Raw genomic sequence first — 14,476 nt, forward strand, 5'->3', positions numbered from 1 at the left:
ATGTTCATCTGGACAGTCTGCCAGCTCAGCGTTGAGAGGATGCTGAGAAGGACATCAGCGGGATCCGAGCAGCGGCAGCCTGATCTCGAATCGGCAAAACCCGTCGGATGCCTCTCCCGCGATGATGGCTCCGTCGTGGGCGGCCAACAGCGACCGCGCGATGACCAACCCCAAGCCGCTGCCGCCGGTGTCCCGGGAACGGCTTTCGTCCAGACGGACGAAGCGCTCAAAGATGCGTTCGCGTTCGGCCTCCGGAACCGGCGGACCGTCGTTGTCAATCCACAGCCTCGCGGTGCCGTCGTCGGCCGTCAAAGTCACCCGGACCGTATGTTCTGCGTGCCGGCCTGCGTTGTCGAGGACGTTACGCAGCACCTGGGAAAGCCGTCGTGCATCCCCGCTCACGCGGACGGGCTCGAGGCGGGAGCGCACCTCGTGGCCCGTGGTGGACCGGAGCCGCCGCAGCTCATCCGCCAGGACGTCATCGAGATCAACGTCTGCACGCAGGATTTGCAGCCCGTTGTCTTCTGCTTTGGAAAGCGTGAGCAAATCCTCCACCAGATACCCCATCCGCCGTGTCTCCGCCACCAGCAAAGGCGCCATGTCCAGCCAAGTACGATGCGTAGGATCCTGGGCGGACACTTCCAGGCCCGTACGCAACGTGGTCAGCGGGCTGCGAAGCTCGTGACTGGCGTGGCTGACAAACTGGCGTTGATGAGTGTCGGCGGTTTCAATGCGGCCCAGCATCGCGTTCATAGTCACGGCCAGGGCGGCCAGCTCATCATTGGTAGGCGGCACGTCCACCCTGTCCGCCAGATGTCCGGCATCGATGTCAGCGACCTGGGCGCGGGTGATCTCTACCTGCCGCAAGGACCGACCGACCAGAAACCGCACCGCCATTCCAACGATCAGCAGCAACGCAGGGGTGGCCAGCAGCAGGAACAATGCCACGGTCCGCACCGTATCGGCCTGGACTTGGATACTCCGCGCCGCCAGTACAACGTACGTGTCGGTTCCGGACGTTGCACCGGTGGCCACAAGGTAAAACTCCCCGTCCGAATCCCCGGTCACCCCTACGAGGAATGAGACCTCCTTTGCCATACTCTCGCCGGGGTTGGGCCGTAGCGATCCCATTGGAGTTTTCAGCAGTTCCGGATCCGAGGCTTGCACAACACGTCCCGATCCGTCCAGGATCTGGATCAACAGTCCCTGTCCCTCGGCAGAGGAGATGTTCTGCCCGGCCTCCGCCATCTCCCCGCTGCTGAGCACCTCCGCGACATCGGTGGTCTTGCTTCGCAGCATGTCGTCCGTTGCGACTGTCAAAGCATTCTGCAGCAGCACGAGCAGGAGCACCCCCCCCAGCCAGCAGCGCGCACGCCACCACCACAACGGCAGAGGCCGTGGATTGGTTTCGGATCCCCCAGCGCACGGCGGTCGGCCGGAATAAAGTATGCACTGTCAGCGCACTTTGAGTCGCCACAGCGAGGTAATTTCCGCTGACCGTGCTGCGTGCAGGAGGTCGCCGGTGTCACCGGCCCGGCGGTGCGTGGGCGCAGTGCCGGAACGGTCGACGACGACGAGTCCGGACTCGTCGATCATGGCCAGCAGCTCCCCGCGTGAACGCAATTCCAGATGCTCTGCCAGGTCCGAGAGCACCAGCCAGCCTTCCCCCTCCGGTTCCAGATGGTCCTTCAGACCGGCCAGGAAGCGGCGCAGCATGTTGCTCTCCGGGTCATAGACCGCATGGTCAAGGGTGGACGCCGGCATCGCGGGGATCCACGGCGGATTACAGACCACCAGCGCGGCCCGGCCGGCGGGAAAGAGGTCTGTTTCCACGACTTCCACCCGACCGGCCAGGTTGAGGTTGCTGAGATTTTCCCGGGCGCAGTCCACCGCGCGCCGGTCCTGATCGGTCGCGATGACGCGCTGCACTCCGCGGTGGCCGAGAATCGCGGCCAGCACTCCTGTGCCGGTACCGACGTCGAACGCCACAGCGCCGGAGGCACAAACGGCCTGGGGAAGCGGAGCTTCGGACACCAAGGCCAAATACTCGCCTCGAATGGGGGAAAAAACGCCATAATGCGGATAGATGCGGGCTCCGAGCGCTGGAATCTGTACGCCCTTGTGGCGCCATTCGTGGGCGCCAATGACACCGGTCAACTCACGCAGCGCAATGACGCTGGGCCCTGCGGCAACACCATAAGCTTCGGTGCAGGCCACCGCGACGTCCGGGGCCCGGCGCAGCGGAACGCTGTAATCAGATGCCAACGGAACAAGGAGCAAACCCAGCAATTGTGCCTGCCGTGTTCTGCTCTCCCGGTGCTGGCGGAAGGTTGCTGCGGCGGAGCTCCTCGGCGGTTGCCGTTGCCTGCCGACGCGGCGGGCCAGAGCGCTGAGCAGCTGGCGTGCGTTCTGGAAGTCTCCACGCCACAGGATTCCGGTCCCCTGTTGCACCAGCCGGTACGCCCGGTCTGCGCTCAGCCGGTCGTCGCCAACCACGATTCGGACCGGGGCAGCCTGCCGGCTCTGGGAATGCCAGCGGGCCTGCTGCTCTATCCCCGCTTCGGTCCAGTGGATGGTTGCGGATTCAGCGGCAGGGACGGCAGGTTCGACAGGTTCAGTGCAACCACCCGGGAGGCTCACGGGCGATTCGTGGCTTTTGGACGTTACGATGACAGCTCCTGGCTTAGGTATGGCCCACCGTGGCAGTCCCTGAAAATGATGCGGCTCCCATGGTATCCACTGCATCCGTCCGTTCGCGAAGACACCTTCCCTGGAACTGCCGGTCCGTGCACGAAGAGTCCTTCCACGTGCTGGGGAAGGAATCAAATCCGCAGGGCCGGTAGGCTGGGCTGGTGATCAAACGGCTCAAAAGAAATGATTCCCTCCCCCGTCCGGGCACAGTAATTTATGCCGGAATAGCGGACCTTGTCTTGGTACTGGTCTTTGCTGCCGTGGGCCGGGCCAGCCATGCAGAACAAAACCCGGTGCTGGGTGCAGCGGCCACCGCGTGGCCCTTTGTTGCCGGCCTGGCGCTGGGCTGGCTTGCGAGTCGGGCGTGGCGGGCACCCTTGCGCTTGTGGCCGCACGGCGTCGCAGTTTGGGCCATTACAATTGCGGCAGGAATGGTCTTTCGCCTGCTGTCCGGCCAGAGCGCCCAGCTGCCCTTCGTCGTCGTCGCCCTCATAGTGCTGGCGGTTTTCCTGCTTGGCCACCGTGCCGTTGCCGGCCGGCTCAGCCGCCGGACAAAACACGCCCCGGCCGAGGGCTTTTAGACTGACTGGAAGTTTTTTGAACTAGCCTCGTACAACCGCTACGGCGCTCACGTCCCGGCCCGCCGCTCCAACGATTGGATTTTTCCATGATTACTGCTTTTGTGCTCATCAAGACCGATGCGTCGCGTATTCCGGAGGCCGCACAGGAGATTTCCGAGCTTGCCGGCATCAGTGAGGTCTATTCGGTAACCGGGGAATGGGACCTAATCGCGATTGCGCGGGTAACCCGGCATGAAGATTTGGCCGACGCAATTGCGGACAGGTTGTCCAAGGTAAAGGGAGTCGTCTCGACTACCACGCAAATATCTTTCCGGGCATATTCCCAACATGACCTTGACGCCGCGTTTTCCCTCGGCTTCGATGACTAGCTCCCCGATACGCAGCTGTAGATCGCTGTCCCGGATGCCCCGCAGGCGGCCGTGAGCAGCCGCTTAGCCCCAGCCCGGATCCGCCACCGAGTGCTGGATCCACCGGGCCAGCACCTGTGCAGCTGCGCCCGAATCAAGTGACCTTTGCGCCGCGGCAACACCGGCGGCCATCCGCTCCGGCAGCGGGCCCTCGGCGCTGCCGCTCACAGCAACCAGGCCCGCAGCAGCGTTGAGGACGACGGCGTCACGCACCGGACCTTGTTCGCCGGCCAGCACACGGTGGACTACTTGCGCGTTGTACTGCGCGTTCATACCGCGCAGATCCTCGATCGTGGCGCGCGCGATGCCGAGATTGAGTGGATCGAGGTCGGATACGGTGATGCCACCGTTCCGGACCTCCCAGATGGTGGAGGGCCCCGTGGTGGTGAGCTCGTCAAGACCGTCACTGCCGCGGAAAACCAAAGCCCTGGTACCGCGCGCGGCGAAAACTCCCGCAATCAAGGGAGCCATGGTGGCGTCGGCGACGCCGACCGCCGAGGCGCTCACCCGTGCGGGGTTGATCAATGGGCCCAGCAGGTTGAACACCGTGGGGATGCCCATCTCACGCCGTGGCACCGCCACATGGCGCATAGACGGATGAAATAATTGAGCAAAGCAAAACGTGATGCCGACGCTTTCCGCCGCCTCACTGACCCGGGCAACGGACATATCCAGCCGAACGCCCAAAGCCTCCAGGACATCAGCGGAGCCGGCGGCGGACGAGGCCGCCCGATTGCCGTGCTTGACGACTTTGGCCCCTGCTCCTGCGCAGACCAGGGCCGCCATGGTGGAAATATTGACGGTATTAAGTCTGTCCCCGCCGGTGCCGACGATGTCGAGCGTATCCCCCGTCACGGTCAGCGGGCGGGCGTTGTCCATCATTGCATCGACGAACCCGGCAACTTCGGCAACGGTCTCCCCCTTGGCCCGCAGAGCCACCAGGAATCCCGCTATCTGGGCTTGTGTCGCCACACCTTCCATAATCCTGTTCGTGGCCCAGCGCGTTTGAGCGGCCGAAAGATCGGTGCCGGCGATGAGGGCAGAAAGCAGGACGGGCCAGGTGGGCTCTTCCACGGTGGCCGAAGCTGATGAAGTCACCTCTTGATGCTAGCGATCAATGCCGGTCCGCAACGAATATGTAACACCGCTGGGCCTAAACGGCACCGAACCCGCTGCCGTTTAGGCCCAGCGGACAGTCCCGGCCGGTGGTGAGCCGCTGCTCCTGCCCGCAGGATTTCGCGGCTTTGTAGAAAAAGATTCGAAGAAACGCATTTTGCATTGGGCAGGACCGGTTTTTATGGACATAATGTCTATGTGACAACTGCGACTCATTCCCCCAGCATCCCCGCGCACCCCACGCTCAACCGCCCCAATATGGTTTCGGTTGGCACGGTGGTGTGGCTCTCCAGCGAACTGATGTTCTTCGCCGGGCTCTTCGCCATGTACTTCACTCTCCGGTCAACCTCGGCCGGATTGTGGGCTGAAGAGGCAGCCAAGCACAACGTTCCTTACGCCCTGGTGAACACCCTCGTCCTGGTCTCCAGCTCCTTCACCTGCCAGATGGGTGTGTTCGCTGCTGAAAGACTGCAGCCGCGCCGTACCGGCGGGCTGTTCGGGTTCGCACGCTGGGGCATGACGGAGTGGTTCATGGGGACATTCGTCCTCGGCGCCATCTTCGTCGCAGGCCAGGCTGCTGAGTACGCCACCCTGGTTTCCGAACATGTCTCCTTGTCCTCGAATGCCTATGGTTCGGCCTTCTACATCACCACCGGATTCCACGGACTCCACGTGATCGGTGGCCTGATCGCATTTCTTCTGATAATCGGACGTGCCTATGCCGCTAAGAAGTTCGGTCACTTTGAAGCCACCTCGGCCATTGTCGTTTCGTACTACTGGCACTTCGTCGACGTTGTCTGGATCGGCCTCTTCCTGGTGATTTACATCCTGAAGTAGGCTGCTCTCTACCCTCTCCACGCAATAGCAATTGAATTAGCGGCTGACCCGCCGCCGCAGGATCGACACAAAGGAACCACCACGTGAAGGCACTTTCGCAGAAGCGACGTCATCCGCTAGCCGCCGTCGCATTGCTGCTGCTGGGACTTATGCTCACCGGTGGTCTCTACGCCGTCGCCACCACCGCCAATCAGGCCAAGGCAGCCACCACCTACTCCGCAAACGACGTGCAGGAAGGTGGCAAGCTCTTCATTGCCAACTGCGCCACCTGCCATGGCATGGGTGCCAGCGGCTCCCCCGACGGCCCTTCGCTGGTCGGCGTAGGTGCTGCCGCCGTCGACTTTCAAGTTGCTACCGGACGCATGCCGATGCAGGCGCAGGGACCGCAGGCACTGCAAAAGCCCAGACAGTTCAATGACGAGCAGACGCACGAGCTGGCTGCGTACGTAGCCTCCCTGGGTGCCGGACCGGCCATTCCCGAAGCAAAGTACACCGACGGCGGCGGAGATGCGGCCAACGGCGGAGTTCTGTTCCGGGTCAACTGCGCCATGTGCCACAACGCCGCTGCTGCCGGCGGAGCACTGACGCGCGGTAAATTCGCTCCTGCGCTGGCGGGTGTGTCGAACCAGCACATTTATGAGGCGATGGTCACCGGGCCGCAGAACATGCCGGTCTTCAACGATGCAAATATCACCCCGAGTGACAAGCGCGACATCATTACGTTCCTGGACACCATTGAAGCCACAGGGTCCCCGGGCGGCGCCGCTCTGGGTTCGCTTGGTCCCGTATCTGAGGGTCTATTCATCTGGATCGCAGGCCTTGGTGTTGTCATTGCCTTCACGGTGTGGCTGACTTCGAGGACATCCTAGGCCCAACCGGCCCGACATTCTGCGGCCGCCCAGCGGCCGGACGCGATATTAATTACGACCCCGGGAAACCGGGAAAAAAGAAGGATGAGGGGATTATGGGCGACCATAGTGACGGCATTCCGGCAGGCTCGGACGCCGTAGCTAGGGCTGGTCTTAACGAGGTGGAGAAGTTCCAGGATCCTGGGCTTCCTCCGCACCGTAAGAGGCTAGCTGACACGGATCCAAGGGCAGCCCAACGGGCAGAGCGCCAGGTGGCTTTTCTCTTTGGAATCTCGGTCGTGGGAACGCTGCTGTTCTTTTTCGGCTACTTCTTCATTCGGCTTGATGACACCATCGCCACCCTTCGTCTGCAGAACATTCTGCTGGGACTCGGTACGGCGTTTGCGATGCTGGGTATTGGGACCGGTATTGTGCACTGGGCCCGGGCCCTGATGCCTGATCATGAAGTCTCCGAAGAGCGACACGAGCTGCGCAGCGAAGCAGACCGTGAAGCAGCAGTTAAGATTGTTGACGACATCGTCGAGGAAACCGGTATCAAGCGCCGTCCGCTGATCCGCAACACACTCCTCGGAGCCGTGGCACTGGCGCCGTTCCCTGCCATCGTGATGTTCCGCGATCTGGGGCCGCTGCCGGGTAACGCTCTGCGCCACACCATGTGGGACAAGGGCACACGTTTGGTTCGGGATCCTACAGGCACCCCGATTATGGCCTCCGATGTGACCTTGGGGTCGGTTTTCCACGTCATTCCGGACGGTCTGAATGATCTGAAGGAAGGCAAGCTGGAGGAAAAGGCCAAAGCAGTAGTGCTGCTGATGCGCCTGGAACCTTCCCTGCTGCATCCTTCCAAGGGCCGCGAGGACTGGGGCTACGAGGGCATTGTTGCGTACTCCAAAATCTGCACCCACGTCGGCTGCCCCGTGGCTCTCTACGAGCAGCAGACGCACCACCTGCTCTGCCCCTGCCACCAGTCGACGTTCGACCTGACGCAGGAGTGCAAGGTTATCTTCGGTCCGGCCAACCGGCCGCTGCCGCAGCTGCCGATCTCCATTGACTCTGAGGGATACCTGGTGGCGCAGAGCGATTTCCATGAACCCGTCGGACCTAGCTTCTGGGAGCGTGGCTAACATGAGCACCGCAGCCGAAACACCCTACAAACCGGCCACAGCGACCGGCCGTATCACCGACTTCGTTGATCAGCGCGTCGGTGGCTCCGGACTTCTTCGTGAATTCGGACGCAAAGTCTTCCCCGACCACTGGTCCTTCATGTTCGGCGAGGTGGCGCTGTACAGTTTCGTCATCCTGCTGCTTTCCGGCACATTCCTGACGTTCTTCTTCGACCCGTCCATGGCGGAGTCGGTTTACAACGGCAGTTATGTCCCGCTCAAGGGCGTCGACATGTCGGTGGCGATGAATTCCACCCTGAACATTTCCTTTGATATCCGCGGCGGCCTGTTTATGCGTCAGGTGCATCACTGGTCCGCACTGTTGTTCACGGCTTCGATCGCCGTGCATATGCTGCGGGTTTTCTTCACGGGTGCTTTCCGCAAGCCGCGCGAGCTCAACTGGGTAGTGGGCGGTGTACTGCTGATCCTGTCCCTGGCCGACGGCTTCACCGGGTACTCGCTCCCTGACGACCTGCTGTCCGGCAACGGGCTGCGCATTATCCAGGGTGTCATCAGCTCCATTCCGGTAATCGGCACATACATTTCCTTCTTCCTCTTCGGCGGCGAGTTCCCGGGAACCGCCATCATCGGGCGGCTGTATGTCCTGCACATCCTGCTGGTGCCGGCCATGATTCTGCTCATGATCGCCATTCACCTCTTCATGGTCGTAGTGCATAAGCACACCCAGTACCCCGGTCCGGGCCGTAACGACCGGAACGTGGTCGGTTACCCGCTGGGGCCGGTTTACGCGGCAAAGGCGGGTGGCTTCTTCTTCATCATCTTCGGCGTGATCGCAGCCATAGCTGCGCTGTTCACCATTAACCCGATCTGGAATTACGGTCCATACGATCCCTCGCCCATATCGGCCGGTACGCAGCCTGACTGGTACATCGGCTGGGTGGACGGTGCCCTTCGGCTGATGCCCGGTTGGCTCTTGGGCATCCCGTTGGAATGGAACATTCCCTTCCCCTGGGGCGTCAACACGCTATCGCTCAATGTACTCATTCCGGCACTGGTTCCGGCCGGGATTGTTTTCACAGTGCTGTTTATCTACCCCTGGATCGAACGCTGGGTCACCAAGGACGATCGTGAGCACCACGTCCTGGACCGGCCGCGCAATGCGCCGACCCGGACTGCAATCGGAATGGCCGGATTCACGTTCTACTGCGTACTGTGGGCCGCGGCCTCCTCTGACCTGATCGCGACGCACTTCAACGTTTCCCTCAATGACGTGATCTACTGGCTCCGCGCGCTGTTGTTCCTGGGCCCGATCGTGGCCTTTACGGTTACAAAGCGGATCGCACTAGCCTTGCAGCGCAAAGACCGCGAAATTGCCTTGCATGGCCGTGAAACCGGCAGGATTGTACGCCTGCCGCACGGCGAATACCAGGAAGTCCACGCCCAGGTTGACGACTACAAGCGCTTCAAACTGGTGGGCTACGAATCCCCGGAGCCCAGCGCAGGGGTACCGAACCGCAATGGCATTGTCACCAAGCAGGAAAAGCGGCGTGCATTGCTCAGCCGGTTCTTCTTCGAGGACCGCGTTGCTCCCGCCACACCGGCAGAACTGCATGCGGCCCACGGTCATGGTCACGAAGAGATTGAAGCGTCCGACAAGACCAAAGAGGTAGCACGCTAGCCTCCTCATGATCACGGAAACCCAAAAGGGAGCGATACCGGTTATCACCGGGACCGCTCCCTTTTTTCGTTCCCCCTATTCTTAAGAATTCCGGTGGCCCAAGCGGTTGGTGATACTGTCGCGGGCACGAGCTTCGGCAACGCCATCCTGATGTCCTGCATACCGTTCGGGTATCTGTAATACTGGCAAAGTGCTATCAGCTCCCCCGCCCGCAGGGCCGAGACCTCTCGCGCCAGTGTCCGGATACGCCGCCGGCGTCCCTCGGCAACGCAAGGTAGTCTCCGTCCTGGTAGCCGGGCAGATCTTCGGCGGCGTCGGCATGGGTGCCACGCTGTCTCTGGGATCACTGCTTGCGGCAGAGCTTTCCGGGTCGCCGGCTTGGTCGGGCATGGCTGCCACCATGAGTACCCTCGGTGCCGCTATCGCTGCCGTACCCCTCGCCCGTCTCGCTGCGGCCCGGGGGCGGCGGCTATCGCTGTCTACCGGGGCGTTCATCGCCGGAACCGGTGCTGTGCTTGCCATTACGTCGGCGTTGGTGTCTATTTTTCCCCTGCTCCTGGTGGGTCTGATGCTGCTCGGGGCGGGATCCGCCGTCAATCTTCAGGCGCGGTTCGCGGCTACTGACCTTGCCCAACAGGGCACCAGAGCGCGGGACCTCTCCATCGTTATCTGGTCCACGACCATCGGGGCCGTGCTAGGGCCAAACCTCTTCGGCCCAGGCGAAACCGTAGGTGCTTTCCTCGGCCTACCACCGCTGACGGGCGCCTTTGCGTTCTCCGTGGCTGCGCAGCTTGCCGCGGCGTTCGTATACCTGACCGGGCTGAGACCGGACCCGCTGCTGGCGGCCATGTCTATCCGGGACACAAGCGTTCAGTTGCCTCGTGCGCGCAGCGGCACGCTGATACTGCGCCAGAACCCGAGGGCCCGCTATGCGGTAGCCGCTGTAGCGCTCAGCCACGCCACCATGGTGGCGCTAATGTCCATGACGCCTATTCATCTGCGCGAACACGGGGCGTCCTTAGTAATAGTGGGATTCACCATCAGTTTACATATTGCAGGAATGTACGCCCTCTCCCCCGTTTTCGGTTGGTTGGCGGATAAAGCGGGGCGGCTTCGCGTCGTACTGCTGGGGCAGGCCATGCTGTTGGCTTCCCTGCTAACCGCCGGTGTCGCGGCGGACTCCCGCGCCGCCGTCGCCGTCAGCCTCATCCTGCTCGGACTTGGATGGTCGGCTTCGGTGGTGGCAGGGTCGGCAATGGTGGCAGAATCCGTTCAGATCCAGGACCGGCCCGCACTCCAGGGCATCTCGGACTTGACCATGAATGCCGCCGGTGCCGTCGGCGGCGCGTTGGCCGGCCCGGTTCTCGCCTGGGTCGGTTACTCCGGACTCGGTTTCCTCGCCATTGCTCTAGTTGCCGTCGTCGTAATCTGGACTGCACTACAGACCAGCGCACTGCCACCGTCCCGAAAACCGGCAGAGACCTAGGAGCGGTCTCGGGGGCAGACAGCTAAATCTCAGAAATGAAGCAGCACGACGTCAACTCGGAAGTGTTTAGGTGCAGCGTAGGTCTTGGGAGAGCCAGTGAACGTGCCAGCACCCCCTCGTCGAGCAAGCGTCGTTGGCCTTGGCTAGAGTCGGCAGGTAGCAGGCGTGCACAAATCGCGTGCGCAGCAGGCAGAACCGCCCTCCTACCGCCGGGCTGAATATGCCCGACGGCTCCGTCCACCAGGCCGCTGCAGGGGAACCCAAAGCTTGTACCGGTCCGCTCGGTAAAACGACACCGAGAAATCCACCATAGCCCGGGAAACAAAGGCGTGCCGCTGAAGCTTCAGCAGCGGATCCCCAACATCCACGTTGAGCAGCCGGGCGATGGACGCAGAGGCGGCGGTAGCTTCGATGGTATCTTCCCCCCACTCCATCACCAGACCGTAGCGTTCGCTGAGAACGTTGTACAGGGACGACGGCGGCGGCTCGTCGAGAATTCCCGGTACCCGGTGCGCAGGGATGAAGTTTTCATCTACACTCATGGGTTCACCGTCGGCCAGCAGGAGCCGGCGAAAGCGGATCACCGGCTGGCCCTCGTCAAGCTGAAGTTCACGGGCCAGCAAAGCAGTGGCTGCCACCTGTTCGAAGCTCAATACCTGGGCCGCCGGTACCATGCCGCGACGCTCCATTTCCTCACTGTAGGACGTCAATTTCACCTGCAGATCGAACTTGGGTCGAGTGACAAACGTCCCGAGCCCAACGATGCGATCGAGTACTTCCTCATCCACCAGCGAATCAATTGCCTGACGAACGGTCATCCTGGCCAGCGAAAAGCGCGCTGCCAAATCTCGTTCTGATGGGAACGCCGCGCCGGGGGCCAGTGAGGTGCTGACAAACTTCCGAAGGATTTCCCGCAGCTGGACGTGAATAGCTGTCCCGGAACCCCGCACAATTTCACCGGGAATCTCCGCCGCAGAGCACGCCACGAAAATGTCCTTTCTGTCGACAGTGTTGTCCCAGCTTAGGATGCCGCTAGGGTCTTTTATAGGACCCATCTTCCCGTGTCTCTGGTTAACCACGCACAAGTCTTATCGGGTAGGTGGTTCAGCCGCACACTTATCAGCAGATCCCCTTGAGAGCAGCTCCGGATGCATTCCTGAATGGTCGGCTGCCCTATGTCGAGGAGCACCAATGTATAACCGCCTAGCAACAGTTGCAGCCGTCGTCGGCCTGCATGCCCGCCCGGCGGCGCAATTTGTCGGCGCAGTCAACCGGACCGGGCTCCCGGTGACCATTGCCAGGCCGGGGCACAGCGCTGTGGACGCCAGATCGTTACTGGCGGTAATGACCGCCGATTTCGGTCATGGGTGCCAGGTGGTCCTCAGCGTAACTGCTCCGGACGTGGATCCTATGGTCATCCAGCAGGAGCTGGAGAATCTCGCGGGACTGCTGGCCACTGACCTCTCGAACGACGCTGAATAAACTACTAAAACGGGCCTCACCCGAAGGCGAGACCCGCTTTAGTAGTTTGCGAACGACCCGAGCTGACTAGTGCGCGTGGTCTCCACGGCTATATTCATAGACCCAGCCCACGAGCCCAATAACCGCTAGGCCAGCGCCGATATAAAGGATCCAGAAGCCGACGGCCAGTCCAAGGAACCCGGCCGCACAGGCCAGAGCCAGAACGAGAGGCCACCAGCTCCAGGGGCTGAAGTGTCCCTGCTCGCCTGATCCTTCATGAATCTCGGCATCGGTGCGGTCCTCGGGTCGCATTCCGACGCGCTTGGCGGTAAACCTCAGGTACGAACCGATCATGAAGGCCAGTCCCCCGACCAGGATCAGGGCCAGAAAGCCGACGGGCTCCTCCCACTTCACCAGGAACCCGTAGACGACCCCGACGACCGCGAAGAAGTAACCTATTCCGCCGAACAGCCACGCTTCGATTTTCACTGGTTCGAATCCTTCTGATCGGCTGACCCCAGCGCTGCTGCCACGGGCGCGGGGTAGGAGGACGTGTGCTGCTGGGCCAGTTCAGGGTGATGCAGGTCCAGAGCCGGACGCTCGGAACGGATCCTCGGCAGCGATGTGAAGTTGTGCCGCGGCGGCGGGCAAGACGTTGCCCACTCCAGCGATGCACCGAAGCCCCAGGGGTCATCCACCTCGACGCGCTTGCTGCTGCGCCAAGTGATGTATACGTTCCAGAAGAACGGGATCATCGAGGCACCCAGAACGAAGGAGGCGATAGTTGAGAACTGGTTCATCCAGGTGAAGTTATCCTCCGGCATGTAGTCCGCGTAACGCCGGGGCATACCGATGACGCCGAGCCAGTGCTGGATCAGGAACGTACCGTGGAAGCCAAGGAAAAGCATCCAGAAGTGGATTTTACCCAAACGCTCATTGAGCATTTTTCCGGTCCACTTGGGCCACCAGAAATAGAATCCGGCAAACATCGCGAATACCACAGTGCCGAAAACAACATAGTGGAAATGCGCCACTACGAAATATGTGTCAGAGACGTGGAAGTCAAGCGGCGGAGAAGCCAGGATGATGCCGGTGAGACCGCCGAAAAGGAACGTTACCAGGAATCCGAGGCTCCAAAGCATCGGCGTCTCAAACGTCAGGGACCCCCGCCAGAGTGTACCGATCCAGTTGAAGAACTTCACACCGGTTGGTATGGCAATCAGCATTGTCATGAACGAGAAGAACGGCAGCAAGACCGAACCGGTCACGTACATATGGTGGGCCCACACCGTCACGGACAGGGCCGCAATGGCTATGGTAGCGAATACGATCCCCTTGTAGCCGAAGATCGGCTTTCGGCTAAAGACCGGGAAAATTTCCGTGACAATGCCGAAGAACGGCAGGGCGATGATGTAGACCTCGGGATGCCCGAAGAACCAGAACAAGTGCTGCCAGAGCACCGCTCCGCCGTTTTCCGGATCAAAGATATGGGCGCCAAACCGTCGGTCCGCGCCGAGCGCGAACAAAGCGGCCGCCAAGGGTGGGAACGCCATCAGGACGAGGATGGAGGTAATCAGCGCATTCCAGGTGAATATCGGCATCCGCCACATCGTCATTCCCGGTGCACGCATGCAAATGATGGTGGTGATGAAGTTGACCGCGCCCAGAATGGTTCCGAATCCGGCCAGAGCCAGGCCGAAGACCCAAAGATCCCCACCAACTCCAGGACTAAAGGTGGTGTTTGATAACGGCGCGTAGGCGAACCAGCCAAAGGAAGCCGCACCCTGGGGGGTAATGAAGCCCGACAAGGTGATGATTCCGCCGAAAAGGAAGAACCAGAAGGCCAGTGCGTTCAGACGGGGAAACGCGACGTCCGGTGCACCAATCTGCAGCGGCATCATCACGTTCGTAAAGCCGGCAAACAGCGGTGTCGCGAACAGCAGGAGCATCACCGTACCATGCATGGTGAACAGCTGGTTGTATTGCTCCTTTGTCTGCAGAATCTGCATCCCGGGCTCAAACAACTCGGAACGGATCAGCAGAGCCATGACGCCGCCGAGGCAGAAGAAGATGAACGAGGCGATCAGGTACATGTACCCGATGGTCTTGTGATCGGTGGTAGTAATCCAGTTGACGACGATTCGTCCTTTGGACACGGGAACTACTCGCGGCGCCAATGTAGCGGCCTCGGTCGCGGAATACTCGTAGGTCGACACTTTCCGCCCC

General features: G+C 61.3%; 14 protein-coding genes. 8 read left to right on the forward strand and 6 right to left on the reverse strand.

All coding sequences use genetic code 11. From position 1 onward, the window contains the following. Window positions 1-54: 54 nt before the first annotated feature. Complete coding sequence (locus IV500_RS12485) at window positions 55-1,320, reverse strand: sensor histidine kinase (protein WP_196397142.1); 1,266 nt, start codon at window positions 1,318-1,320, stop codon at window positions 55-57. 135 nt (window positions 1,321-1,455) lie between these two features. Then, window positions 1,456-2,640, reverse strand: coding sequence for a methyltransferase (locus IV500_RS12490; protein ID WP_312875915.1), 1,185 nt, complete (start codon window positions 2,638-2,640; stop codon window positions 1,456-1,458). A 212-nt stretch (window positions 2,641-2,852) separates the two neighbouring features. Here IV500_RS12490 and IV500_RS12495 point away from each other — a divergent pair, with 212 nt between their 5' ends. Together IV500_RS12495 and IV500_RS12500 are read left to right on the forward strand one after the other, a co-directional pair. Next, window positions 2,853-3,272 (forward strand): DUF3054 domain-containing protein, encoded by a 420-nt coding sequence (locus tag IV500_RS12495; RefSeq protein ID WP_312875916.1) that lies wholly within the window; start codon window positions 2,853-2,855, stop codon window positions 3,270-3,272. An 86-nt stretch (window positions 3,273-3,358) separates the two neighbouring features. Continuing rightward, the gene (locus IV500_RS12500) at window positions 3,359-3,640 is read left to right on the forward strand and encodes an Lrp/AsnC family transcriptional regulator (RefSeq protein ID WP_196397144.1); all 282 of its coding nucleotides are present in this window, start codon (window positions 3,359-3,361) and stop codon (window positions 3,638-3,640) included. A 63-nt stretch (window positions 3,641-3,703) separates the two neighbouring features. On the opposite strand, the gene trpD is transcribed toward IV500_RS12500, so the two are convergent. Beyond that, window positions 3,704-4,777, reverse strand: coding sequence for an anthranilate phosphoribosyltransferase (gene trpD, locus IV500_RS12505; protein ID WP_196397145.1), 1,074 nt, complete (start codon window positions 4,775-4,777; stop codon window positions 3,704-3,706). A gap of 216 nt (window positions 4,778-4,993) precedes the next feature. On the opposite strand from trpD, the gene ctaE reads away from it, so the two are divergent. The 5 genes from ctaE to IV500_RS12530 all read left to right on the forward strand — a co-directional run bounded on the left by ctaE (window position 4,994) and on the right by IV500_RS12530 (window position 10,789). Continuing rightward, the gene (gene ctaE / locus IV500_RS12510) at window positions 4,994-5,632 is read left to right on the forward strand and encodes an aa3-type cytochrome oxidase subunit III (RefSeq protein WP_196397146.1); all 639 of its coding nucleotides are present in this window, start codon (window positions 4,994-4,996) and stop codon (window positions 5,630-5,632) included. Window positions 5,633-5,715: 83 nt separating this feature from the next. Beyond that, window positions 5,716-6,501, forward strand: a complete 786-nt coding sequence (gene qcrC, locus IV500_RS12515; RefSeq protein ID WP_196397147.1) for a cytochrome bc1 complex diheme cytochrome c subunit — start codon at window positions 5,716-5,718, stop codon at window positions 6,499-6,501. A 95-nt stretch (window positions 6,502-6,596) separates the two neighbouring features. Then, complete coding sequence (gene qcrA, locus IV500_RS12520; protein ID WP_196397148.1) at window positions 6,597-7,625, forward strand: cytochrome bc1 complex Rieske iron-sulfur subunit; 1,029 nt, start codon at window positions 6,597-6,599, stop codon at window positions 7,623-7,625. A 1-nt stretch (window position 7,626) separates the two neighbouring features. After that, window positions 7,627-9,303, forward strand: a complete 1,677-nt coding sequence (gene qcrB, locus IV500_RS12525) for a cytochrome bc1 complex cytochrome b subunit (protein ID WP_196397149.1) — start codon at window positions 7,627-7,629, stop codon at window positions 9,301-9,303. A gap of 235 nt (window positions 9,304-9,538) precedes the next feature. Further along, on the forward strand, window positions 9,539-10,789 hold the full coding sequence (locus tag IV500_RS12530) for an MFS transporter (RefSeq protein ID WP_312875917.1): 1,251 nt from the start codon (window positions 9,539-9,541) through the stop codon (window positions 10,787-10,789). A 203-nt stretch (window positions 10,790-10,992) separates the two neighbouring features. Here IV500_RS12530 and IV500_RS12535 read toward each other — a convergent pair whose 3' ends face one another. After that, window positions 10,993-11,775, reverse strand: a complete 783-nt coding sequence (locus tag IV500_RS12535; protein WP_312875918.1) for a GntR family transcriptional regulator — start codon at window positions 11,773-11,775, stop codon at window positions 10,993-10,995. Window positions 11,776-11,980: 205 nt separating this feature from the next. Between IV500_RS12535 and IV500_RS12540 the strand changes: the two genes are divergently transcribed. Then, window positions 11,981-12,271 (forward strand): HPr family phosphocarrier protein, encoded by a 291-nt coding sequence (locus IV500_RS12540; protein WP_196397151.1) that lies wholly within the window; start codon window positions 11,981-11,983, stop codon window positions 12,269-12,271. 66 nt (window positions 12,272-12,337) lie between these two features. Here the strand turns inward: IV500_RS12540 and IV500_RS12545 are convergent, their stop codons facing one another. Together IV500_RS12545 and ctaD are read right to left on the reverse strand one after the other, a co-directional pair. Continuing rightward, window positions 12,338-12,739: a cytochrome c oxidase subunit 4 gene (locus IV500_RS12545; RefSeq protein ID WP_196397152.1), complete on the reverse strand. Its 402-nt coding sequence runs from the start codon at window positions 12,737-12,739 to the stop codon at window positions 12,338-12,340. Further along, window positions 12,736-14,466, reverse strand: a complete 1,731-nt coding sequence (ctaD, locus tag IV500_RS12550; protein WP_196397153.1) for an aa3-type cytochrome oxidase subunit I — start codon at window positions 14,464-14,466, stop codon at window positions 12,736-12,738. Before ctaD ends, IV500_RS12545 begins: the two co-directional genes overlap by 4 nt. Window positions 14,467-14,476: the final 10 nt, after the last annotated feature.

Origin of the sequence: Arthrobacter terrae, assembly GCF_015708085.1 — a bacterium.
Lineage (GTDB): Bacteria > Actinomycetota > Actinomycetes > Actinomycetales > Micrococcaceae > Arthrobacter_M > Arthrobacter_M terrae.